Here is a 22528-nt window from a genome sequence, read left to right as displayed (position 1 = left end):
TCATGAAACGTTTGCAGTTGTCGATTCGAAACGGCGGGCATACGCCTCGATTGTCGCCTTATCATAACCGACAATGACTTCGTTGCCATCCGTCAAAATCGGGCGTTTCAATAGTTTCGGATTTTCGCTCATCAACTTGAGCAACTCGCTCAGCTTTAAATCTTCGACGTCAATGTCTAATTGCTTGAACGCCTGACTTCTCGTGGCAAGAAGCGAGTCGACTCCGTTTTCACTCAGTGCCAATAGCGTCTTCAATTCGTCCACGGTCGGGGCGTTGCGGAAGATATGGCGCTCGCTAACCTCAAGGTGCTGCTCCTGTAAAAACGCTTTCGTCTTACGGCATGAAGTACAGCTCGGGTACGTGTAGAACATCAATTCATTTGCCATTTCAATACCTCCTCATATTGTGTGGAACGATTCGTTCGATGTGTGTAAGTTGATTATACAACCTTATACCTGTTTTGTACATAGTTTGTACAAGTTTTTTTATTTTTTTGTACAACCTTGTCCAACGTTTTTATTTCACATATTTTTCACGATTATTTTGCTCAATTCACACGTTTTCATAGCATTTTTCTGAATGTGTTGGTAAAATAGTGAATGAGAATGGAATAATGCACGTATGGGGGGATTAACATGGCGAGAATGTTCCGTGTCCTAGGCTTTTGGACTGGGTTGATCGCGGCGCTTGCTTTCGTAGGCGCACTCGGTGGAGATCAAAGCAGTAGCGAACATAGTGGTGACTTCGTCGTAATGGGTCTTGTCTTTTTAGCTCAAACTATTTTCTTCGTCGCACTAGGCTACTTGAAACTCACTGAAAAAACGTATGTATACGTGTTCGGCGCTTATTTGACTGTCTTCTTCGTCGTCTTCACGTATTGGAGTAACTTCCAAATGTAAAAAAAGATTGTCTCCTCGTGAGACAATCTTTTTTTAGTTATCTGTCGAAAAACGGATTCGTCCGAATCTCGGCCTCGAGCGTCGTCTTCGGCCCGTGACCTGAATAGAGCACCGTTTCACCCGGTAATAACTGACGCATGCGATCGATCGATCCAAGCAACGTCGCTTGGTCACCACCGTACAAATCGGTCCGTCCGACCGACTGTTTGAAAATCAAATCCCCACAGAAGGCGATGCGTTCGGTCGGGAAGTGAAGCGTGACGCTGCCCGGCGAATGACCCGGCGTGTGATGCAACTCGATGGAGAACGCACCGATTTCGAGCGTCTTGCCTTGATAGATCCGTTCGGCCGGTCGCATCGCCGCACTTGGCAGATGAAACTTCGCCGCCCCGTTCTTCTCGTCGTCCATCAGCCACGTCCGTTCCGCTTCATGGACGTAGACCGGGACGTTGTAACGGTCACGCAAGGCATCGATTCCCCCGATATGGTCAAAGTGGGCATGTGTCAACAGAATGGCGTTCAAGCCACCGAATCGTTCCACTGCCTCGAAGAATTTCGGGTCATCCGTGCCCGGGTCGACGATGAGGACCGTGCCTTCTTTTTCGAGTACGTATCCGTTCTCTTGGGCCAGGCCCGATGTGATTCTTACTATGTTCATCCAGAACACCTCCCCCATCATTCTAATCGATATTGTGGCAAAATTGTAGCGGAGGCTTTCTTTTCTCGACAGCGTCTACATTATCGGATAAAATAATAATGATATTTCAGTGAAATTTTTATGAATTTCATGACGTATAATAAAGGGGGAACTCGTCATGCATTTGTATGAACCATTTGGATGGATCTCGCTCATCGTTGCACTCGTTGCAATCTGGGGAATGGCCCGTTCGTTTAAGAAGCGCCAATTCTTTCCACTTGCTTTCGCCGCGGTCACTGTACTCGTATTCGGATTTTTCGGCGTCGCGACATTGATTTACGGTGGAATCCCAAGCTAATGAGCACGAAGACGACTCTGGTCGTCTTTTTTTGTATAACAAATAGCGCCGTCCCGGCTAAGCGGGACGGCGCTATTTGTTATTGTTCGGTCTGCTCTTTGAAGCGGAGCAAATCTGAGTAAATCAAATCATCGTTCATTTGGAGAATCTTCTCTGCTTCTGCACTATCCGGTCCACAGAGCGAGACGTCCTCGACGACTTCACCGCTCGAAGCGTCATAGCATGTCGATTGCGTCCACACGTATTCGTCGGTGATGACGGTGCCATCCCGGAAGATGGCGCGGCTCGTCCGGTCTTCCGATAACAAGTCACTTCCGAAGCCTACCGTGTCCGACGTGTCGATCCCGAGCAAGTGCAAGATCGTCGGCTTCATATCGATATGACTGCCGATCGTCTCGTGCACTTCACCCTTGTCTTGTCCCGGTAGATGAACCGCGAACGGGACGGACTGGAGCTTGGCGACGTCGTATGGCGTCAACTCGTCTTTCCCGAGCAGATCAGCCATGGCGTCATTATGGTTCGTCGAGATCCCGTAATGGTCACCGTAGACGACGAAAATCGTGTCGTCCCACATGCCGTTCGCCTTCAACTCATCGATGAACAAGCCGAGCGCATAATCTTGATACGCGAGCGCTTGTGGGAAGTTGTTGAGTGTCGTCGAACTCGTCTCGAATTTCGGCACGAGTTCGTAGTCCTCGCTCGGCATCGTGTACGGGAAGTGGTTCGTGAGCGTGATGAACTTCGCATAGAACGGTTCCGGTAGCTCCTCGAGCATCGGAATCGACTGTTCGAAGAAACTGTCATCGAGCAGTCCCCATTCCGTCATGTCCTCGGGGTTGCCAAGGTCATAGCTCTTCTCATCGAAGAACTGGTCGACGCCGATGTTTTTATACATCAAGTCTCGGTTCCAGAACGATTTGTTGTTCGCATGAAACACGGCCGAGTAGTAATTATCTTCCTTAATCAATTCAGGGAGTGCCTGATACTCGTTATCGGCGTTCGTGAAGTAGACGGCACCACGCGGAAGTCCGTATAGCGAGTTGTCGAGTGCGAACTCGGCATCCGACGTCTTCCCTTGACCGACCGTATGGTAATAGTTCGGCCAGTAGTGGGACTCTTCGATCAGTTTGTTCAAGTTCGGTGTGATGTACTCGCCATTCGACGCTTTCATGTTGTGCGTGAAGTTTTGGGCCGACTCGAACGAGACGACGACCACGTTCTTGCCTTTATATTTCCCGAAGTAATCCGGGTTCGGTGCTGCATAGTGTTGACGGGTGTACTTCTCGATTTTGGCGAGTTCTGACCCGTCAGCCATCGCCTTCTGGGCCGACGTTTTCGTTTGAAGCATCGCATCGTAGACGTGGAAGTTGAACGTCCCGATATTCTTGACCAACAGTTCCCGGTCGAACGAACGAGTCAACAGTTCCGGACGCTCTGTTTCAGCGAGCGACAAGTTGAACAAGAACACGACGACGGCCGTCGCGAACGTCACGAGCGCTCTCCGATGAGAGGCAGCCGTCGCTGTCGCGTTGATGCGCCATAGGATGAACGGCAAGATGAGAACGTCCCCGAGGATAATCAAATCTTTCCATTCCAACAGTGACGTGAACGATGTCGACAACGTCTCCATGTTCGACGGTTGCAAGATGACCGGCATCGTCAAGTAGTCGGTAAACTCGCGGTAATAGACGGCATCCGCAAACAAGATGAACGATGCTGCGGCATACAGCATGTACAAGACCCATTTCTGCTTATTTCCTTTAAAGAAGAAACTGAACGCGAATAGGAATAGAGTGGAGCTGATCGGGCTGATCAGCAGAATGAATGCCTGAGCGGTGTTTTCAATCGGGATATTGAAGAAAAATTGGTAAACTACGTACGTCTTCGTCCAAAGTAATAGCGAGAAAATCCAAAATAACCGATATTCATGAAACGAAGCGCGGACCGTATCATTCAGTCGCATAGTAAGCTTCGAGAAGCTCTGAGATGACTTCATCTGACGGCCTCCTCCTCTGTTCAACGGGCGACGAGACCAACTGATTCGCGTCCCCCTATTTTTTATAAGTCCAATTGGCTTGTTATCCATTTCACGTACGATAACAGTCCGGTATCAAGTCCAAATCTTACCCCTTTTTTAACAAAAAATCAACTCCGTCATTACAAATTTTACATTATCCCATACCCGTTCCAAATAAAAAACACGCCTGCGTCAAATCGCAGGCGTACATGGACAAACGTTATACACGAGTCGGGATAAAGTGTTTACGAGCGAGCCACGCACAACCGATGACACCCGCATCGTTCTCGAGTTCCGCGATTTTGAACGCCGTCGACGCATAGACGCGCTCGAGGGCGAACCGTTTGAACTGCTCGTCGAGCGGCTCGAGGAGTGCTTCGCGTGCTTTCGAGACGCCTCCGCCGATGACGATCATCTTCGGGTTCAACGTGTTGGCGATATTCGAAATCGTCAATCCGAGATATTCGGTCATCTCGTTCACGACTTCTGTCGCGACGACATCGTTCGCTTTATACGCTTCGAACACGTCGCGTGCCGTCACTTCGTTCAGTTCGTTCAAGGACGTCGTCCGACCTTTACGTTTTTGGAGCGCCAGACGAGCGACCCCTGTAGCCGAAGCAATCGTCTCGATGCAACCTTTACGGCCGCAGCCACACATGACGGCTTTCGACTCGTCACGTTCAACCGTGATATGGCCAATCTCCCCAGCCATACCAGCAGCCCCGTGGACGATATTGCCGTTCGTGATGACACCGCCGCCGACGCCTGTGCCGAGCGTGATGGCGAGCAGTTCTGACGCGCCTTCGCCTGCCCCTTTCCACATTTCACCGAGTGCGGCAGCATTGGCGTCATTCTCTAAGACGGCCGGCAAACCGACCGCTTTCTCGAACTCGCTGACGAGCGCAAAGTTTTTCCAGCCGATATTTGGTGAATATTCGACCACACCTTCTGAAAAGTTGATAAAGCCTGGTGCCCCGATGCCCGCTCCTGCGAAATCTTGCTTCGCTTTGCCCGACGTTTCTAAATAGGCTTCGAATGAAGCGGCAATATCAGTCGGAATATGTACCCCGTTCTCACGAATATCCGTTGTAATCTCCCACTTGTCAGAAATAATCCCGTTCATATCGAGGACGGCCATCTTCACCGTCGTTCCACCAATGTCGATTCCTAATAACCACTTCATGTGTTCCACTCCTCGTCTCGATTAAATCGCTTTCATCCCATAGTTTACACTATTAAACCCCTAGTGCAAACCTTTGCACTAGGGGTTTTTCTGTCAATCTCTTGAATTTTTCAGTTCATGGGTCAAAATAATCTTGGCCGTATCATATTCCCGTTGTTCAATCATTCCGCCCGCATGCAACTCATCGAGTTCCATCATCATGAGCCCGATCTCGGCATCGCGCTCCCCGATATAAATGATCGTGCCGAACGATTTCAAAAATTGCTGGACGTCATAAAAATTTTTCATCGTTCGTCCTCCATCGCGGTGAGCACGAAACGGTACAGCAGTTCCCGCGTCGCTTCGAGCGATTTGAGATGCGTCCGCTCATAGCTATGGCTCGACTCGATGCCTGGTCCGACGAGCGCGTGGCGCACATCGTAGCCGGCTCCGATTGCAGCCGAGGCGTCCGATCCATAGTACGGATAGATATCGACTTTATGGGCGATGTCATGTTCCCGGCATAGCGCGGTGAATTGACGGCGCAACCCGAGATCATACGGGCCTGACGAATCTTTCGCACAAATCGAAACTGTATACTCGTCCGAGTGTTGCCCGTCCCCGAGCGCACCCATATCGACAGCGATATATTCAGTCACCGCTTCGGGAATTCCGGCGTTGCCCCCGAACCCGACCTCTTCATAGTTCGAGATCAAGTAATGGACCGGGTGTGGCAACTCCGCCTCGACCAGATCTTTCGCCAAATCGAGCAAGATGGCAACGGACGCCTTGTCATCGAGATGACGTGATTTGATATAACCGGCGTCGGTCTGACGGAAGCGCGGGTCGAATGAGACGAAGTCCCCGACCTCGATACCGAGGGCCCTTACGTCTTCGGCTGTATGGACGTCCGCGTCCAAGCGCACTTCAATCGTTGACGCCGTCCGTTCGGCGCTATTCGTATCCTTATAGACATGGACGCTCGATTGATGAATGAGAATCGTTCCTTCAATCGGCGCACCCGTCTCGGCATGAACCAGACAGTTCTCCCCTTCGATTGCGGTCCAGGCGTATCCACCGACTTGCGTCAAGCGCAAGCGGCCGCTCGGCAAGATTTCTTTCACCATCGCGCCCAGCGTATCGACATGGGCCGTCAACAGGCGGGCTCGATTCGATTTGCCCTCAAATGTCGCCAGAAGCGCCCCTTTGTTCAAGCGTTTCGTGGGGATCCCGAGTGCCGTCAGTTCTTGTTCGACGAATCCGATCGCCTCGTCCGTCATCCCGGACGGACTTGGAATTTCAACCAATTGCTTCAACGTTTCAATCATACCCTTACTCCTTTGTCATCGATTGTAGCCGAGCCAAAATAATATGCCGGACGCCACGAACACGAGCCCCGCAAATAGCAGGCGACGTTTCTTCACGTGTTCATCCGGTAAGCCGACCACTCCCGCCATCAGAAAGCCCCCGACGAGTCCACCCGCGTGTGCGGAATGGTCCAAACTAGCGCCAAGGACGAAAGCGAGTCCCACGTTTAATCCTAACATAATAAACAGTGGAGGGCCGAGTGTCTTCATAAATAAGGAGCGGTCGCGCAGTCCGAAATAGAGCAGTGCGCCGACAAGCCCAAACAATGCCCCGGACGCGCCGGCCGAGATGGCTTCGCTGAACGCATACGAGGCGACCGTGGCGATGACACCTGCCAACAGATAAATGGTGGCGAAACGCGTCGACCCGTACATCCGTTCCACGAGCGGGCCGAGTGACCAGAGCGCGAACATGTTGATGGCGAAATGGAACCAACCGATATGAAGGAACATCGGTGTGATCAGACGCCACCATTCTCCTTCGTCGATGAGAGGATTCACTTTCGCACCGAAGCGGATGAGCGTGTTCGGATCGAGCGTCGAGCCGATTGATTCGGCGAACCACATGACGAGGAACGTCACGAACATGAGCGCATAGACGAACTGAGGCTTCCCAAAGGCGAACCGTTGCTTCAGTTCATTTTTCCGTTGTTGGTCGAGGGCGACGGCACGCGGGCGATATGACGTTTCCGTTTCGGCGCACGGCCGCATCTCGAGCTTCACTTTTGCCGCAATCGGGAACGTGAGCGACGACAGACGCTCTTCATCGACGAGCGGGTCACCATAAATGTGGACATGGAGCTTCTCGCGGCCGATTCGGGCCAAGCGAAACGAGTTCATGACCGCCTCGACGTCCAAGGCGACATGGTTCGCCCACGCCTTATCTGTCCGTATGTAGAGGTGATAGACATCCCCCGCTTTCGTGTCGAACAATAAAAGTGCCCGCGACGGCTCTAAGACGCCCTCGATGCGTCCTCCTGCTTCGACGGCACGATATACATCTTCCCAAAAACAAGCTGGTTCTGTCATGTTGGCTCACCTCCTTCTATACTTTCATTCTAAAGGAATTTAGGCAGGACGACAAAATCGAGCATCGCCCCAATCTGCCCCGCTCTTCCGTCGGTCCACAAAAAAACCGTAGTGGCGGGAGCCAACTACGGTCATGACAGAACGAGTAATCGTTCTTATAAGACAGGTTGCATCGTTTTCAATAACACTTCTGCCGAATGATGCATCTTTTGTTTTTCTTCGTCTGACAACTCGATTTCCACGACTTGACGGACTCCTTGGCGGTTGATGATGGCCGGTACACCGATATGGATATCGTTCAAGCCGTATTCACCATCTAAATGTGCGCCGACCGTCAACAACGTGTTCTCGTTACGGAGCACAGCCTTGACGAGACGGAGCAAACCGAGGCCGATGGCGTAGTACGTCGCGCCTTTGCGCTCGATGATGTGGTACGCCGCGTCCCGAACGTTGACGTAGATGTCTTCGAGGTCTTCCCATGTATATTCGTCGTTCTCTTCAAGCAACTGCTCGACCGACTTCCCGTAGATGCGGGCGTTGCTCCAGGCCGCGAATTCCGTGTCTCCGTGCTCACCCATGATGTAGGCGTGGCAGTTGCGTGGATCGACGTTGAAATAGTCACCGAGCATGTAACGGAGACGTGACGTATCGAGTACCGTTCCTGATCCGAACACGCGGTGTTTCGGTAAACCTGAGTATTTCCAAGCCAAATGTGTCATGATGTCGACCGGGTTCGAGGCGATGATGATGATGCCGTCGAATCCAGATGCCATGATGTCCCCAATCATCGATTTCATGATTTTGGCGTTCTTCTCGACGAGGTCGAGGCGAGTTTCACCCGGTTTTTGCGGAGCACCGGCAGTGATGACGACGATATCTGCTGCACCACAGTCCGTATAGTCCCCTGCCCAGACGCGCATCGGTGAAGAAGCGAACGAGACGCCGTGGTTCAAGTCCATCGCTTCGCCTTCCGCCTTCGATTTGTTGATGTCGATAATGACGAGTTCCTCACAAAGACTTGCTGTCGTCAATTGGTACGCAAAGCTGGCACCGACCGCTCCGGCCCCGACGAGCGCGACGCGTGTTACTTTTGCATGATTTAATGTTTCCATATTGATTCTCCACCCTTCGAACAATCTGTTTCATGTTTTTGTTATGTCTGTTACATAAAGATTGTAACATCATTCACAAACACTCACTACTAAGGAAACCGTTTTCACTTTGGCGATATTGTGACAAAATTCACATTCGTTTGAAACATCTACATTTTCTGTACTACCCTCATCGTAACAAGAGGAAACTAATCGTCGCGGCCGCGGCAATCGACAAAAAGTTGACGGCGTCATTGCCGAGAAAACGCCAGCCCGACACATAAGCCGTCGGCTCACGATGATGCATTTTCTTCTCGGTCAACTTGCCGCACACACGGCATCGGTATTTCCTTTGCACCGTGGCCCCTAACAATGTGTCGACGACGCTGCCGCTCAATCCGAGGGCGATCAAGACGAGCGCGAACGTCACATCAATCTCGATAAATGGAAGCGCGGCGAGGATGATGACCGTGGCCCCGACGATCGACATGACCGTACCGAACACGGACACCCCACCACTCGTTCCCGGTTCGACTTCACGGAACGTCCGAATCGAGCGCGGTTTCTGCTTGGCGAGGACGCCGAACTCAGATCCCCACGTATCACTCGTCGCCGCGGCAATCGAGGCGACATAAGCGAATAACCAGGCGTCGTTTGGCGCAAAAATCATTCCAAGCGCCGTTACCATGCCGACGCCCCCGTTGGCGAGCACTTGTACGAAATCACGGGGACCCGATTTCTCAACAATCTCATCGACAGGCGCCTTGTCCCGGGCACGATATTTCGAGGCGAGCGACGATGTCGAGAAGAAGACACCGAGTAAATAGAGCCCGAACCAACCGAAACCGTAGCCGATGACCGTCCCCGTCACGACCGTCAAGACGGCACCGGAGCGGGTCAACGAGCGCAATCGATAGCCGGCAAAGGCCACCAAACAAGTTACAAGGAAGATGGCGAACATAAAATCGTTTCCCTTTCCGTCACGATGAATTCGACAGGAATGTCGTGTGGCTCAATCGGGATCTCATCGAGCAGTTGAACGTCATAGGCCAACGCGATGGTCGTCCCTTTGTACGTGGCGAGGTAGCGATCATAATAGCCGCCTCCCCATCCGATTCGATAGCCGGACCGGTCAAACACGCGGCCGGGGACGATACAGACGTCAATCGAGCGCATCGTCGCTTCAGTCGTCGGCTCCAATATATTCATGACGCCCGGCTCGAGGTCTTCTAGCGAATGAATCTCATGGAACGTGAGTCCCTGTTTCGTAACTTTCGGCACAAACACCGATTTTCCTGCCTTCCATGCTAAGCGGATGAGCGGCAACGTATCAATCTCTAAATCGAGGGCGAGCGTGACAGCCACCGTGTCCGCCTCTTGCCACGCCTTCAGTTCGGTCAATGTATGTATGATGACGCGGTCCCGGTCCGACCGGTCGTCGAGTTCACGGATTTGACGATGTACGGCTTGCCGAAGTTGTTTCTTTTCAATCATTTCAATTCCCCCTTGTTCAAAAAAAAGGCCGCCACATGAGTGACGGCCAGTCTCATTATTTCACTTCGCGGTAAAGCGTGTGACGACGGAGACGTGGGTTGTATTTGCGCAATTCGAGGCGCTCTGGGTTGTTACGTTTGTTTTTCTTCGTGATGTACGTGCGATCGCCTGTTTCTGTGCAAGCTAGTGTGATTTTAACGCGCATTTCTTTCACTCCCATCTTACTAATGTTGTATCAAGTGCTTTTGCTTTACAGTCTAAGCATACTCAATTATCCTACCAATTTTTATTTGAAAAAGCAAGGTTATTTCGTGTTCTTTTTCAAACGTTTTTGCCCGTATGGCGAAGCATCGAGCGGCAGGCAGGTTTTTACGTTATCACCAATCGCATAGCGCATTCCGACTTCCTCAGTCGATAGTTGTTCGCAGATGTACACCGTGTCGGCTTCAGCGAGGACGCTGTTCTCGATTCGGTGAATCGCGTCGAACAGACCGCCGTGTCCGTGCGGATTGCGGGTCGTTTCAAAGGACAACATAGTTGAGTATAACGGAACTTGTAGTGCTTTCGCAAGCGAACGTGCCGCAGGAATCGTCATCCAATCAAATTGATGGATCGCTTTGAACGGAACTTTGGCCACGAGCTCATGCGCAAGTTTGACGTACGCCACGTTTTGGGCCGCGACTTGGTTCATCACGTGCTCCAAGAACGGGCTCGTCAGACGAACGCGGTACACGTGGACGTGGTTGTGACGTTCATACTCCGGTAACCCTTCCTTGAACGGGGTCAAGACGTACACCGTCTCGCCTTCCGCCGCCCGGGCTTCGACCTCGTCGATGACACGGCGTCCGAGATCACCGACGACGTTGCCTGTATATTCTGGCGTCAAGACGAGAATCGCCTCGCCTTCACTGTCACGTTCCTCAGTCACGTAATAGTCGTGCGGAGACAGGAACGTGTCGATGTCAATGTCCACATCATCAAGGAACGGATACGCGCGATAATGGTCGGCGAGCAGTTCATCCGATAACTTGTCTTGATACAGTGCCGTCTCGAGCTCAGCGAACAGGCGTGTGTGCTCGCGGAAGCGTTCGGCTGCATATTGAGCCGTCGTCTGTCCGTCGAGGATGAAGGCCCAGTCACTCGATACGGCGAGGACGTAATGTCGCACGAGTTGAATGAGCGCACGATCGACGAGCGGTGAGGCGTGACGATAATCGGCCACGTCTTTGACGAGTTGTGTCTCCATCATGTGCAAGTGGCGGAGCATCCATTCGTTGCGCTCGTTGATCCACACGTCACCATAACCTTTACGCCCCCACGTGTTCATCGAGACGTGTACTGTCTCGAGGTCTTGGAAGTGGCGCTCGAGGAACAGGGCCGGCGTAATCGTCTCGATTCCGAACTCTTCGAGCCGCTCGGCGACCTTGCCGAGGAATTCAGGTCCTTCAAACCACCAATGTCCGAACAACTCGGCATCGAACGGTGCCGTCACGAGGAACGGCGGGAACATTTGTCCACCATGGGCCTCGAGATGCCCTTCGAGCGTCTGCGCAAAATCGAGGGCGTGGTTGTCGATTTGATGTTCGGCCCAGGCGCGGACATAATAGTCTTTCTCATCCGAGTCGCCCGTGATGCGGTGCATCTTCAGACCGGTATCGAATCGAATCCCTTCTGGGTGCATGAACTTTTCAATATACGCCCAGTCGCGGTCATAGGCGAGGTCACGATAAAACTCGCGATAGTCAGGATGGCCCGGATACCCGATCATCGAGCTCCAAATCTTCCCGGAGATGATTTGGTCACGCGGGAACAAGGCGACGCCATGCGGCGAGTAGACCGGTGCGCCAATCCCCTTGTCCGGAGTAGGGTCGGCATCGAGTAAAGCGTGCTCATCGACGAACGTATAACGAACGCCTTCCTCGTACAAGATGCGGTCGACACCCGGCGTATAGGCACACTCCGGCAACCAAATACCGGTCGGGCGGAACCCGTAATGACGCTCGAAACAGTTCAAACCGGTACGGATTTCCGCGCGGGCGGCCTGCTCCGTGAACAAGTGCGGGTTGAAGCCGTGCGTCGCCGTACATGTGACCATATCGATGAACCCTTGCTCACGATATGTACGGAACGCATGGTTCAAGTTTTTCTCCCAATGAAGAAACGTCGTTTTTAAGTCATTGTAGCGCTGACGATAAAAATGAAGCGTCTCGACTTCCGGTTCGCTTCGCCCTTCGGCGAGCTCGATGTCAATCAATTCAAGCATCTCATCCAAGTGCTCCACGTAACGGTCCTGGACGAGCGGGTCGGCGAGCATCTCGACGACGGGCGGTGAGATACTGACCGTCCAATGGAGCGGTCTCTGCAGACGGTCGACTTGCCACAGAATCGGGATATATGTCTCGGAGATGGCTTCATACACCCATCTCTCTTCTAAGCGGTGTTTCTCTTCATGTCGCACGTACGGAAGGTGGGCATGAAGGACGAGTGAAAAATAACCTGGTTTCATCAAATAAATCCTCCTCAGCGCACGAATCGATATGCAGAATATTTAGGTAGCGTGTCGAGAAGTTCAGGAGACTCGACTTCCCCGTATTGCCAACGTCGTACCGGTTCAGCGAAACGACCATGGCCGGCCGGCTCTGCCCGTGGCGTATCAATCGGTGAAGACGCGAGCAACGGAAGGAACTCCCCTTCCATCGTCCGAATGCCAAACTCGAACACATACGTCGTGTTCGGGTCGAGTGGCCGAACGAACCAACTGTTCGTCATCTCCGGCAATTCGAACGTATACGACCGGTTCGCATGACCGCTCGCGTAATCGAGCAACGTGATGTCAAGGATCCGGAACGCCTTCGGCAAATCTTCCCACGGACGCATGAACTGCATCGATAACGTCTCTTTGACGCTGTCAGACACTTCCCAAAAGACGTAGACGGCGTTCGGCGATTGGACGACCGCATGCATCAAATCTTGATCATAGCGGTCTGGAAGCTTCCAGAACCCGTCTGGGCCTTTATCTAACAGTGGTGATTGGACTGGCAGCTCATGTTGCAGCGTCGAAGCGACCTGCGTCCCAGATGAGGCGGGTACTTGCTTCGGTTTCGGACTCATTGCTTTCTTCCCTTCGGTCTTTCGTTTTGGAGCGGCGGCTACCGGTTTGGCTGGTTCGCCGTGTTGGGAACGCCATTTACGCCAAGCGTACTGCACTTTCCCGACTGGCATGTCTAATTGTTCTGCAATCTGTTTTAACGTTAGTCCTTGTTGCTTCAAGGAAACGATTTTCTCTTCCATCTATTTGTGGCTCCCTTCCTAAAAAAAATCCATGTGTTCTACTATTCGCCTCCAACCCGTGAATTCCTGCACAAAAAAAAGTAAAGAACAACTGGTCTGTTGTTCTTTACCACTCTTCTTACTGGTTTAAATCATAATGTTTCCCTTTTTCGAGGAAAATGAGGTGTTCGCCGAAATTGGTCACGTGATCGCCCATCCGTTCTAAGTAGCGGGCGATGTTCGAAAATTCATAGACGTCGTTCGTCCCGACAGCCATCGTCGGCACAGAGCCCATGTATTGCTTAATTGTTTGTAAGTTCAAGTCATCGATGACTTTGTCCATCTCGTTCAAGTCACGGACTCGGCTGACCTCGCCTTTTCGATAAGCACGCGTCGCCAGCTCGAGCATGTCAATCAACTGCTCGGCCATTTGCTTAAGCGGCTTGATATCCAACACGTACGGGACGTGTTCGATGCGGGTCACGGCTTTGGCAATGTTTGTCGCATAGTCCGCGATGCGCTCAAGGTCTGTCGCCGATTTCATCGTCACAATCAAGCGACGCAGGTCAGTCGCGACCGGTTGTTGTTTCGCGATCAATAGAATCGCCTCGTCATTGATTTCGAGCTCGAGATCATCGAGTTCATTGTCGTTGTCAATGACCGTCTGGGCGAGCTCGAGATCGTGTTTTTCGAGCACTTCGATGGCCGTAGCCGTTTGACGCATCGTCAAATTCGCTAAGCGAACGACTTTATCTTCTAGTTCAGTTAACTTGATATCAAAAAATGTGCGATTTTGTGCCATGGTAGTCTCCCCTTCTTAACCGAACCGGCCAGAAATATAGTCTTCAGTCCGTTTGTCCGTTGGATTCGAGAAGATTTTGTCAGTCGCATCGAATTCGACGACTTCTCCGTTCAAGAAGAACGCTGTCTTATCCGAGACACGGGCCGCTTGCTGCATGTTGTGTGTAACGATGATAATCGAGTACTGCTCTTTTAACTCTTGGACGAGCTCTTCGACTTTGAGAGTCGAGATTGGGTCAAGGGCCGACGTTGGTTCATCCATAAGGATGACGTCCGGTTCGATGGCAAGTGTCCGGGCGATACAGAGACGTTGCTGCTGTCCACCCGAGAGGCCATAGGCATTCTCATTCAAGCGATCTTTTACTTCATCCCAGATTGCAGCGCCGCGAAGCGAGCGCTCGACAATCTCGTCAAGCACTTTTTTGTTTTTAATGCCGTGCGTGCGTGGCCCGTATGCCACGTTGTCATATACCGATTTCGGGAATGGGTTCGGTTGTTGGAACACCATGCCGACCGATGTCCGAAGATCTTCCACTTTATAGTCACGATCGAAGATGTTGCGGCCATGATACAAGATTTCACCATTCGTACGGACAGACGGCACGAGCTCGACCATCCGGTTCAACGTCTTGATGAACGTAGACTTCCCACAACCAGACGGTCCGATGATGGCCGTCACTTCATTTTTCTTGATGTCGAGGTTGACGTCGATCAATGCCTGATCGTCGCCGTACCATAAATTCAAGTTGTTCACGACATAGGCACTGTCTTTTTGCATCACCGTTCCGGTTGGTTGAGTCGTCGTTGTATTCACTTCATGATCTCCTTTGAGTTCTTTTTGTTTCATCATCTCGAGAGTCCTCCTCGTTACCTGCTACGACTTAATGTCGGTTCGTGTACTTGTTACGGATATAGATGGCAGCCGAGTTCATGATGATCAACATCGTCATCAATACGATGATTCCGGCAGCTGCTAAGTTTTGGAATTCAGCTTGTGGACGGCTCGTCCAGTTGTAGATTTGAATCGGAAGCGCCGTGAAATCAGAGAACACGCTACTTGGCGTCGTCGAAATGAACGTCGCCGCACCGACCATAATCAATGGGGCCGTTTCACCGATGGCACGTGATACGGCCAAGATGATCCCCGTGATAATCCCTGGAATCGCTGACGGCAAGACGACGTTGAACGTCGTCTGCCACTTCGAGGCTCCGAGTGCAAGTGACGCGTGGCGCAATTCCATCTTGACGGAACGGAGCGCTTCTTGTGAGGCGACGATGACGATTGGTAAGCTCATCAACCCGAGCGTCAACGCACCGGCCATGATGGAGTTCCCAAGTTCCATAATGCGAACAAAAATCGTCAAACCGAGCAATCCGAAGACGATTGACGGGACACCGGCCAAGTTCGAGATATTCACTTCAATGAACGACGTGATCCGGTTTTTCGGTGCGTACTCCTCTAAATAGATGGCAGCACCGACACCGACGATGAAGACCATCGGGACGATGAGCACCATCAACCAGAGCGTCCCGATCAGGGCTGGATACAATCCGGCCTGTTCCGGACGGCGCGACGGGAAGTTGCGGAGGAAGTCCAAGTTCACCCAACCGCCACCTTTAGAGACGACATCATAAATCAATGTCGATAGGACGAGCAGGGCAAAGACAAGTCCTGCTAAAAAGACGTACTTAAAGATTTCATTTAATTGGAGACGACGCTTGATTCGTTGTGAAACGGAATCACGGTCCATCAAGTTCTTCGTATTCTTGAACTCACTGTTCGGCAATGCCATATTAGTACTCCTCTCTGAAGCGGCGCGTCACCCAGTTCGCGAACAAGTTCATCACTAGGGTGAAGACGAACAACAGCGCACCGACCGCATAGATACTGTAGTATTCGATTGTTCCATATCCTGCATCACCTTTGGCGATTTGGACGATATAAGCCGTCATCGTTTGAATCGCGTTAAGTGGGTTGAACTCGAAGTTCGGTTGCGACCCACCTGCGATTGTCACAATCATCGTCTCACCGATGGCCCGGCTCATCCCAAGGACGATCGAGGCGATAATCCCGGATAGAGCAGCTGGCATGACGACTTTGATGGCGACCTCGAGACGTGTCGCGCCAAGTCCGAGCGCCCCTTCCCGAATCTTTTTCGGAACAGCACTCATCGCGTCTTCCGAAATCGATGCAATCATTGGGATAATCATAATCCCGACGACAATCCCTGGACTAAGCGCGTTATAAATCTTTAATCCAGGAATGAGCGCTTGCAAGATTGGTGTGACGAACGACAAGGCGAAAAATCCGAAGACGATCGTCGGAACACCGGCGAGTACTTCAAGAATCGGCTTCAAAATCGTGCGAGCACGTTCAGACGCATATTCGCTCAAATAAATCGCTGACGCCAAACCAAGCGGTACAGCAACAATCATGGCAATGACGGTAATCTGTAGAGTCCCCATGACGAGGGCCCAGACGCCGAACCGTTGATCGGCACTAAGCGGATACCATTCGGTTGAGCCTAAAAATTCGGCGACCGGTACACGCTCGAAAAACTTGAACAGTTCAAAACCGAGTGTGAACGCGATGCCGACCGTCGTGACGACCGAAACGAATGCGCTCAAGAATAATAAGAACGGCATGATTTTATCAAACACGTTCGTCGTACTATATTTCTTTTTCTTATTGATTTCAATCATCTCTCGAATTGAAAACCCTTTGTTTGGTTGATTCATCTCGTGTATCGCTCCCTACCTCTTCATACTAGAAAGCACGGCGAGAAGGCGAGACCGAGTCTCACCTTCTGCCATCTGCGCTATTTACTCGCCAGCGATCTCGTCGATCATTTTGGCATTCTCATCGTAACGGGCTTGCTCCATGCCGACATATCCGACTTCTTCAGAAAGTGCTGCTGCATTTTCGTTCATGAAGCGTGTGTAGTCAGCGACTTGTGGCTTATCTTTCAATGACGCGTTGTTCACGTATGTGTAAATCTCACGTGAGAGCGGGTATGAAAGATCGTTGATCGTCTCTGTCGTCGGTTCGACGCCTTCGACGTTCATCGCACGAAGCGTATCTTGGTTTTCAATGTAGTACGCATAACCGAAGAATCCGATCGCACCTTTCGTACCGGCGACCCCTGTCACGAGGACGTTATCATCTTCTGACAATTGCGCGTCTTCACGAATGTCCGTGTCTTCAAGGACGGCTTCATTGAAGAAGTCGAACGTTCCTGAGTCTTTACCTGGTGAGAAGAATGAGATTTCTTCGTCTGGCCAGTCTGAGCGTACGTCTTTCCATGTCTTCACGTTAGGGTCAGTCCACATCTTGTTGAGTTCGTCGATTGTGATGTCTTGAGCCCAATCGTTCTCTGGGTTGACGACGAGCGAGAGACCATCGAGAGCGACAGCGAGTTGTGTATACTCGACACCGTTCTTCTCGGCTTCAGCCGCTTCTTCTTCTTTGATTTCACGTGACGCGTTCGAGAAGTCTGTCTCGCCTGTTACGAAACGTTTAAATCCGCCACCCGTACCTGAGACACCGACCGTGACTTCAACGTCTGGCTGTTCAGCTGAATATTCTTCGGCTACGGCTTCCATAATCGGGAAGACTGTTGACGAACCGTCCATGACGACTTTACCTGAAAGTCCTTCACCGTCGGCTGCGCCGCCACCTTCTTCATTATTCCCACACGCGGCACCGATGATGGCCACCGAAGTGATTGAAGCGACTAAAGCTGATTTTTTCATCCAAGACATTTCTGACGTCCTCCTTGAGTTTGCTTTGATTTGTGTTGTGGCTTCGTTGTTCTGTCCTACAATTAACATCCTAATAAACTACTATTAACGAGAAATAAACGGAACGTAAAAGAATTGTAAAGACGAAAAAAAGAAGCCACCGAAGTGACTTCTTTATTGAATCTGTGCTTGGACGTCTTCTAAGTCGAAATACGCCTTCATGATGTCGTGCGCGACACGGGTGTTGATCCCTTCCGCCTCGAGGCCTGGCATGATGATGGCCCAAGCGATTTCCGGGTCATCATATGGCGCCCAGCCGACGTGGTTCGAGTTGAGTGTCTTAATCGGTTCACCGTTCGCGTTTCGCTTCGCTTGACCATCTGGCCCTTCCGCGATCGCTTGAGCGGTACCGGTCTTACCGGCCGCCGTGATTCCCGTCTGTTGCAGGATACGAGACGTTCCACTCTCGACCCCTTGCCGGAATCCTTGGCGCGCCCGTTGAAGAAATTCATCACGAATATCGACTTTATTGAGCGCGTTCGGTTGGAACGTGCTGACGACTTGCTTGTTCGCTTCGTCGAGCGAGCCAGGTTCGATGATTTCTTTCAAGAGATGCGGTTGAATCCGGTATCCGCCGTTCGCAAGCGTCGACGTATACTGCGCCAATTGAATCGGCGTGTATGAGATGAACTGACCGATCGACATATCCATGAGGAGCGTAACACGGTCCGGTACGCTACGGAATCCGATTGATTCATATGGGAGGTCGATCCCTGTCTCAATTCCGAGTCCGAACTGCTTATAGTAATGTTCCATCGTATTGAATGCCTCGGTCACGTTCTCTCCGACGATTTGGCCGGTCGAGTAGTAATCGGCGAGCCGCAGGGCAATTTGGAACATATAAATGTTCGATGATAACGCGAGGGCATCAAGGTCGTTGATGTTCCCCATGTTCCGGTACGACGACTTAAGTGACGAACCGATACGAATCGGCGTGTCATAAATATATTCACCCGGTTGGATGACTTCTTCTTCAAGTCCGAACGCGACCGTCGCTCCCTTGATTGTCGAGCCGATTTGACTCGCCCGCAGGACCGTCCCGGTCGAGACGTCTTTGAATTCGTTCGTTTCATAGTCGAGCTCTTGTCCCGAGAGGGCGAGCAATTCACCCGTTTGCGGGTTCATGACGACGGCGAAGGCACGGTCAAAGTGCGGGCTGCCCGAGCGGCCGGCTCGAATCGCTTTCTTCAAAATCTCATCGATTTCTTTTTGGAATTCGATGTCCGTCGACAAGATGATATCTTTCCCTGGGTTCCCGCTAACGCGAGTCGGTTCTCCGACCGGTTCCCCTTTATACGTCGTGAAGACGTCATAGGCCGGGGTCCCGCGTAGCACGTCCTCATACTGTTGTTCGAGATAAGACGTTCCGACCCGATCATTCAAGCCATACCCCTTCGCTTGATACGAAGCGCGCTGCTCGGCTGGGATTTGACGATAACTTCCGAGGAAGCTTTGGAACGTCTCACCGAACGGATAATCCCGCTGATAATACGGTTCAACACTGACGCCAGGGAGCAGTTCCAAGTTTTCTTCAATCAGTGCCATTTCTTTTGGAGACGCCCCGATTTTAATGACTTGTGGGTCGAGCGCATAGCCTGACTCCATGTTATGTTTGATAGCGATGATTTCTTCGGTCGCATCATCAAACGTGATTTCCGCGTCCGTGATGGAATCGAGCAACAACTGGTCGACGTCTTGGTTCGACATGGCGGCCCGTTCTTCTTCCGATAAATCAGCCAACAGGTTTTGGACCCGTTCTTGCGAGCGCTCCGGATCGATGGCAATCCAATAATCCTTGCGGTCCCGCTCCGTCACTTTACGGTCCTTCTCCGGCACGTCGACGATTTCCGCGAGCTTGATGGCGACTTCGAGCCGCTCTTCCGTCTTCGTCACTTGCGACCGGCGATACATGACCGAGTAGTTCGAGATGGTGTCGGCGAGCACTTGGCCGTTGCGGTCATAGATTTTACCGCGCGGTACCTCGTACTTGATTTTGCTTGATTCGGTCTTCTGAACTTCACGGGCAATCAACTCACCGTTGACGATTTGGACGACGCCTAAACGGAAAATGAGTGTCGCGAATAAGATGAAGACGATAAAGAACAATAAGTTCAATCGCAACGGAAGGTGGTTGCGCCGTTTCTTCGGCACTTTCACACGGTTTCTGGCCAATTCAGTTGTCTCCTTTCTGATTCAATTCCTTCTATAAGTATAGGTGACCTATATGTCAGTGTTATTTCTATTTTTCGACTCGATTTTCACTATATCATAATTTGTTTACAAAATAATGAAATGTAGAAAAAATCCCGAGATTCAATCGAATCCCGGGACTGTGTCATTATTTTGCGTCTGCGTAGAGCTTAGCGACGTAATCCCAGTCGATGACATGGAAGAACGCTTGAATGTAATCCGGACGACGGTTTTGGTAGTTCAAGTAGTACGCATGCTCCCAAACATCGAGACCGAGGATTGGCTGAACGCCTTCCATGATCGGTGAATCTTGGTTTGGAGTCGATGTGACTTCGAGTTTGCCGTTTTTCACGACGAGCCAAGCCCAACCAGAGCCGAAGCGTGTTGTCGCTGCTTTCGTGAACTCCTCTTTGAACGCGTCGAAGCTGCCGAACGCTTCGTCGATTGCAGAAGCGAGTTCGCCCGTCGGAGCACCGTTCTCGTTCTTCTTCAACAATTTCCAGAAGAATGAGTGGTTCCAGTGACCGCCACCGTTGTTGCGGACCGCTGTTTGAATGTCAGCAGGAAGTGAATCGAGGTTTTGAAGCAACTCTTCGAGTGAAGAGTAGTTCACGTCTTTTCCTTCGAGTGCATTATTTACGTTCGTGACGTAAGTGTTGTGGTGTTTCGTGTGGTGGATTTCCATCGTGCGTGCGTCAATGTGTGGTTCAAGTGCATCGTATGCGTAATCAAGTTGTGGTAATTCAAATTTAGCCATAACTAAAATCCCCCTTAAATTGGTTTGAACAACGTTCGTTTTAAATGTAACAGATTTGTGACGGTCGACTCAATTGTAATGCTTCACTCGACGTCTTGTTCAGGTAACGCCCAAACCGAAATCGAACCTGCCGCTACTTTAAATACCCCATGTCCGTCTTCATCAATCTCAATGACCTCATCGACGGTCTGTGTCAAATCGACCCATTTCTCGCCGGCACGGTGCTCGCCGACGAACATCTGTTTCTCGGCTGCTTCACTGTTCGAGATGAGGACAGCACAACCCGAACGCTCGATCTCCTCGACACCTTGACGGACCCAACCGATGACGTGTTCGTCATCGAAGTAGTCGTCCTGTTGACCGTACGCTTTCTCCCGGCGTGCATAAAGGAGCGGATCGATTGCCACTTTCTTCCCATCGGCCGGGTGCGGTCCGTTGATGCCGTAGTAGTCCCCATAGAACACACAAGGGTACCCGTCTTGGCGAAGCAAGATTAAACCGTAGGCGATTTGTTTGAACCAATCTTCGACCCATGACTCGAGTGCTTCCGCCGGTTGTGAATCGTGGTTATCGACGAACGTCACTGAGTGGAGCGGGTGGGACTGGACGAGCGTATCGTCAAAGATCGTCCGCATATCGAACGATTCTCCTTCTGTCGAGGCACGCTGCAAGTTGTAATGGAGCGGCACGTCGAACAAATCGACGTGATAATCGATGTTGTCGAGGAACTCACGGCATGCATCGAGCTCTGACTTCCAGAACTCACCGACCAAGTAGAAGTTGTCGCCTTTTTCAGCTTTCATTTTCTGGCTGAACTCTTTAACGAAATCATAGTTGATGTGTTTGATGGCATCGAGTCGGAACCCGTCGCACTGCGTCTCTTCGATAAACCACTTGCCCCAGCTAAGAACTTCTTCACGGACTTCTGGGTGGTGATAATCGATATTGGCGAACATCAAATAGTCATAGACACCGAACTCGTCATCGACGTTGTCGTTCCATTTTTTGTTTTCACCGAGGATGAAGAAGATACCGCTATGGTCGTTCGCAGCGTCATAATCTGTACCGTTAAAGTGATGGAAGTTCCATTTGAAAGAGGAATGTTTGTCGTTTCGACCTTCGAAATCAAACTTGGTCCAGCCTTCAATCTCGAACGGCTCTTCTGACAGCACTTTCGTGCGATCTTCCGGGTCGACTTCGAGCACATCGAACTTCTCGGTCGCATCGGCCCCGGCTTTATGGTTTAAGACGACATCCATATAGACTTGCATTCCAAGTTCTTGGGCATGCTTCGTCGCCTCGAGTAATTCCTCTTTTGTTCCGTATTTGGTCGCGACCGTTCCTTTTTGGTCAAACTCCCCTAAATCATACAAATCGTACACGCCATATCCCGTATCCTCGTCGCTCTGTCCTTTCGTGACAGGGGGCAACCATAATGCGGTAATTCCGACTTCCTTCAATTCAGAAGCTCGTTCTTTCAATCGCTTCCAATGTTTCTGATCAGCCGGGACGTGCCATTCAAAAAATTGCATCATCGTATGATTTCGTTCCATCTCGCTTCGCCTCATTTCATATTTTTCAAAAAACAAAATGCTAACGGATATTTACCCAGGACTTCGAGTTTGAAAACTAAAAATGAAAACAAAAAACAGCT

23 protein-coding genes are annotated in these 22528 nt (G+C 51.1%); 2 read left to right on the top strand and 21 right to left on the bottom strand.

Annotation, left to right across the window (positions count from 1 at the left end):
• Entirely contained in the window at positions 1 to 387 is a 387-nt protein-coding gene (locus tag ACZ2GZ_RS06125; protein WP_021067726.1) for a Spx/MgsR family RNA polymerase-binding regulatory protein, read from the bottom strand.
• Positions 388 to 636: 249 nt separating this feature from the next.
• Between ACZ2GZ_RS06125 and ACZ2GZ_RS06120 the strand changes: the two genes are divergently transcribed.
• The gene (locus ACZ2GZ_RS06120; RefSeq protein ID WP_021067727.1) at positions 637 to 900 is read left to right on the top strand and encodes a DUF2626 domain-containing protein; all 264 of its coding nucleotides are present in this window, start codon (positions 637 to 639) and stop codon (positions 898 to 900) included.
• A gap of 37 nt (positions 901 to 937) precedes the next feature.
• On the opposite strand, the gene ACZ2GZ_RS06115 is transcribed toward ACZ2GZ_RS06120, so the two are convergent.
• A complete protein-coding gene (locus ACZ2GZ_RS06115; RefSeq protein WP_131471263.1) occupies positions 938 to 1558 on the bottom strand; it encodes an MBL fold metallo-hydrolase in 621 nt (206 codons plus the stop codon).
• 157 nt (positions 1559 to 1715) lie between these two features.
• Here ACZ2GZ_RS06115 and ACZ2GZ_RS06110 point away from each other — a divergent pair, with 157 nt between their 5' ends.
• Complete coding sequence (locus tag ACZ2GZ_RS06110) at positions 1716 to 1895, top strand: DUF2759 domain-containing protein (protein ID WP_021067729.1); 180 nt, start codon at positions 1716 to 1718, stop codon at positions 1893 to 1895.
• Positions 1896 to 1974: 79 nt separating this feature from the next.
• Here the strand turns inward: ACZ2GZ_RS06110 and ACZ2GZ_RS06105 are convergent, their stop codons facing one another.
• From ACZ2GZ_RS06105 to ACZ2GZ_RS06015, 19 genes are all read right to left on the bottom strand, one after another.
• Complete coding sequence (locus tag ACZ2GZ_RS06105; RefSeq protein WP_470295581.1) at positions 1975 to 3891, bottom strand: LTA synthase family protein; 1917 nt, start codon at positions 3889 to 3891, stop codon at positions 1975 to 1977.
• 241 nt (positions 3892 to 4132) lie between these two features.
• Positions 4133 to 5095, bottom strand: a complete 963-nt coding sequence (locus ACZ2GZ_RS06100) for an ROK family glucokinase (protein ID WP_214714636.1) — start codon at positions 5093 to 5095, stop codon at positions 4133 to 4135.
• A gap of 93 nt (positions 5096 to 5188) precedes the next feature.
• The gene (locus ACZ2GZ_RS06095; RefSeq protein WP_021065735.1) at positions 5189 to 5383 is read right to left on the bottom strand and encodes a YqgQ family protein; all 195 of its coding nucleotides are present in this window, start codon (positions 5381 to 5383) and stop codon (positions 5189 to 5191) included.
• The gene (locus tag ACZ2GZ_RS06090) at positions 5380 to 6402 is read right to left on the bottom strand and encodes a M42 family metallopeptidase (RefSeq protein WP_214714634.1); all 1023 of its coding nucleotides are present in this window, start codon (positions 6400 to 6402) and stop codon (positions 5380 to 5382) included. Before ACZ2GZ_RS06090 ends, ACZ2GZ_RS06095 begins: the two co-directional genes overlap by 4 nt.
• Before the next feature lie 15 nt (positions 6403 to 6417).
• Positions 6418 to 7470, bottom strand: a complete 1053-nt coding sequence (locus tag ACZ2GZ_RS06085) for a rhomboid family intramembrane serine protease (RefSeq protein WP_131471267.1) — start codon at positions 7468 to 7470, stop codon at positions 6418 to 6420.
• 155 nt (positions 7471 to 7625) lie between these two features.
• Positions 7626 to 8582, bottom strand: coding sequence for an L-lactate dehydrogenase (locus tag ACZ2GZ_RS06080; protein ID WP_021065732.1), 957 nt, complete (start codon positions 8580 to 8582; stop codon positions 7626 to 7628).
• A 169-nt stretch (positions 8583 to 8751) separates the two neighbouring features.
• A complete protein-coding gene (locus ACZ2GZ_RS06075) occupies positions 8752 to 9522 on the bottom strand; it encodes a DUF92 domain-containing protein (protein ID WP_214714632.1) in 771 nt (256 codons plus the stop codon).
• Entirely contained in the window at positions 9501 to 10055 is a 555-nt protein-coding gene (locus ACZ2GZ_RS06070) for a 5-formyltetrahydrofolate cyclo-ligase (protein WP_131471269.1), read from the bottom strand. Before ACZ2GZ_RS06070 ends, ACZ2GZ_RS06075 begins: the two co-directional genes overlap by 22 nt.
• Positions 10056 to 10110: 55 nt before the next feature.
• Positions 10111 to 10275 carry a 50S ribosomal protein L33 gene (rpmG, locus tag ACZ2GZ_RS06065; RefSeq protein ID WP_255313299.1) on the bottom strand — a complete coding sequence of 55 codons (165 nt, stop codon included), beginning with the start codon at positions 10273 to 10275 and terminating at the stop codon, positions 10111 to 10113.
• 84 nt (positions 10276 to 10359) lie between these two features.
• On the bottom strand, positions 10360 to 12561 hold the full coding sequence (locus ACZ2GZ_RS06060) for a 1,4-alpha-glucan branching protein domain-containing protein (RefSeq protein WP_214714630.1): 2202 nt from the start codon (positions 12559 to 12561) through the stop codon (positions 10360 to 10362).
• A gap of 14 nt (positions 12562 to 12575) precedes the next feature.
• The gene (locus ACZ2GZ_RS06055; RefSeq protein WP_214714628.1) at positions 12576 to 13346 is read right to left on the bottom strand and encodes a DUF4912 domain-containing protein; all 771 of its coding nucleotides are present in this window, start codon (positions 13344 to 13346) and stop codon (positions 12576 to 12578) included.
• 118 nt (positions 13347 to 13464) lie between these two features.
• The gene (gene phoU / locus ACZ2GZ_RS06050) at positions 13465 to 14127 is read right to left on the bottom strand and encodes a phosphate signaling complex protein PhoU (RefSeq protein ID WP_214714626.1); all 663 of its coding nucleotides are present in this window, start codon (positions 14125 to 14127) and stop codon (positions 13465 to 13467) included.
• 15 nt (positions 14128 to 14142) lie between these two features.
• The gene (pstB, locus tag ACZ2GZ_RS06045) at positions 14143 to 14904 is read right to left on the bottom strand and encodes a phosphate ABC transporter ATP-binding protein PstB (protein WP_251026185.1); all 762 of its coding nucleotides are present in this window, start codon (positions 14902 to 14904) and stop codon (positions 14143 to 14145) included.
• 103 nt (positions 14905 to 15007) lie between these two features.
• The gene (gene pstA / locus ACZ2GZ_RS06040; protein WP_214802690.1) at positions 15008 to 15919 is read right to left on the bottom strand and encodes a phosphate ABC transporter permease PstA; all 912 of its coding nucleotides are present in this window, start codon (positions 15917 to 15919) and stop codon (positions 15008 to 15010) included.
• Between the two features lies 1 nt (position 15920).
• Positions 15921 to 16865, bottom strand: coding sequence for a phosphate ABC transporter permease subunit PstC (gene pstC / locus ACZ2GZ_RS06035; RefSeq protein WP_214802693.1), 945 nt, complete (start codon positions 16863 to 16865; stop codon positions 15921 to 15923).
• An 84-nt stretch (positions 16866 to 16949) separates the two neighbouring features.
• Entirely contained in the window at positions 16950 to 17888 is a 939-nt protein-coding gene (locus ACZ2GZ_RS06030; RefSeq protein WP_214802696.1) for a PstS family phosphate ABC transporter substrate-binding protein, read from the bottom strand.
• A 153-nt stretch (positions 17889 to 18041) separates the two neighbouring features.
• The gene (locus tag ACZ2GZ_RS06025; RefSeq protein WP_214802699.1) at positions 18042 to 20099 is read right to left on the bottom strand and encodes a peptidoglycan D,D-transpeptidase FtsI family protein; all 2058 of its coding nucleotides are present in this window, start codon (positions 20097 to 20099) and stop codon (positions 18042 to 18044) included.
• A 166-nt stretch (positions 20100 to 20265) separates the two neighbouring features.
• On the bottom strand, positions 20266 to 20874 hold the full coding sequence (locus ACZ2GZ_RS06020) for a superoxide dismutase (protein WP_021065721.1): 609 nt from the start codon (positions 20872 to 20874) through the stop codon (positions 20266 to 20268).
• 83 nt (positions 20875 to 20957) lie between these two features.
• Positions 20958 to 22427: an alpha-amylase gene (locus ACZ2GZ_RS06015; protein ID WP_214802702.1), complete on the bottom strand. Its 1470-nt coding sequence runs from the start codon at positions 22425 to 22427 to the stop codon at positions 20958 to 20960.
• Positions 22428 to 22528: the final 101 nt, after the last annotated feature.

It is taken from the genome of Exiguobacterium sp. KKT215 (assembly GCF_055635335.1).
The sequence above is the reverse complement of the archived record's forward strand: the minus strand, read 5'-3'. Positions and strand labels throughout refer to the sequence as shown.

Excerpts from the sequence above, each read along its gene's own strand:
- ACZ2GZ_RS06105 (WP_470295581.1), bottom strand. The coding sequence starts at position 3,891 with ATGAAGTCATCTCAGAGCTTCTCGAAGCTTACTATGCGACTGAATGAT.
- ACZ2GZ_RS06100 (WP_214714636.1), bottom strand. The coding sequence starts at position 5,095 with ATGAAGTGGTTATTAGGAATCGACATTGGTGGAACGACGGTGAAGATG.
- ACZ2GZ_RS06015 (WP_214802702.1), bottom strand. The coding sequence starts at position 22,427 with ATGGAACGAAATCATACGATGATGCAATTTTTTGAATGGCACGTCCCG.
- ACZ2GZ_RS06060 (WP_214714630.1), bottom strand. The coding sequence starts at position 12,561 with ATGAAACCAGGTTATTTTTCACTCGTCCTTCATGCCCACCTTCCGTAC.
- ACZ2GZ_RS06020 (WP_021065721.1), bottom strand. The coding sequence starts at position 20,874 with ATGGCTAAATTTGAATTACCACAACTTGATTACGCATACGATGCACTT.
- ACZ2GZ_RS06055 (WP_214714628.1), bottom strand. The coding sequence starts at position 13,346 with ATGGAAGAGAAAATCGTTTCCTTGAAGCAACAAGGACTAACGTTAAAA.
- ACZ2GZ_RS06090 (WP_214714634.1), bottom strand. The coding sequence starts at position 6,402 with ATGATTGAAACGTTGAAGCAATTGGTTGAAATTCCAAGTCCGTCCGGG.
- ACZ2GZ_RS06080 (WP_021065732.1), bottom strand. The coding sequence starts at position 8,582 with ATGGAAACATTAAATCATGCAAAAGTAACACGCGTCGCGCTCGTCGGG.
- ACZ2GZ_RS06120 (WP_021067727.1), top strand. The coding sequence starts at position 637 with ATGGCGAGAATGTTCCGTGTCCTAGGCTTTTGGACTGGGTTGATCGCG.
- ACZ2GZ_RS06070 (WP_131471269.1), bottom strand. The coding sequence starts at position 10,055 with ATGATTGAAAAGAAACAACTTCGGCAAGCCGTACATCGTCAAATCCGT.
- ACZ2GZ_RS06115 (WP_131471263.1), bottom strand. The coding sequence starts at position 1,558 with ATGAACATAGTAAGAATCACATCGGGCCTGGCCCAAGAGAACGGATAC.
- ACZ2GZ_RS06110 (WP_021067729.1), top strand. The coding sequence starts at position 1,716 with ATGCATTTGTATGAACCATTTGGATGGATCTCGCTCATCGTTGCACTC.
- ACZ2GZ_RS06085 (WP_131471267.1), bottom strand. The coding sequence starts at position 7,470 with ATGACAGAACCAGCTTGTTTTTGGGAAGATGTATATCGTGCCGTCGAA.
- pstB (WP_251026185.1), bottom strand. The coding sequence starts at position 14,904 with ATGCAAAAAGACAGTGCCTATGTCGTGAACAACTTGAATTTATGGTAC.
- ACZ2GZ_RS06030 (WP_214802696.1), bottom strand. The coding sequence starts at position 17,888 with ATGTCTTGGATGAAAAAATCAGCTTTAGTCGCTTCAATCACTTCGGTG.
- pstC (WP_214802693.1), bottom strand. The coding sequence starts at position 16,865 with ATGAATCAACCAAACAAAGGGTTTTCAATTCGAGAGATGATTGAAATC.
- ACZ2GZ_RS06095 (WP_021065735.1), bottom strand. The coding sequence starts at position 5,383 with ATGAAAAATTTTTATGACGTCCAGCAATTTTTGAAATCGTTCGGCACG.
- pstA (WP_214802690.1), bottom strand. The coding sequence starts at position 15,919 with ATGGCATTGCCGAACAGTGAGTTCAAGAATACGAAGAACTTGATGGAC.
- rpmG (WP_255313299.1), bottom strand. The coding sequence starts at position 10,275 with ATGGGAGTGAAAGAAATGCGCGTTAAAATCACACTAGCTTGCACAGAA.
- ACZ2GZ_RS06075 (WP_214714632.1), bottom strand. The coding sequence starts at position 9,522 with ATGTTCGCCATCTTCCTTGTAACTTGTTTGGTGGCCTTTGCCGGCTAT.
- phoU (WP_214714626.1), bottom strand. The coding sequence starts at position 14,127 with ATGGCACAAAATCGCACATTTTTTGATATCAAGTTAACTGAACTAGAA.
- ACZ2GZ_RS06125 (WP_021067726.1), bottom strand. The coding sequence starts at position 387 with ATGGCAAATGAATTGATGTTCTACACGTACCCGAGCTGTACTTCATGC.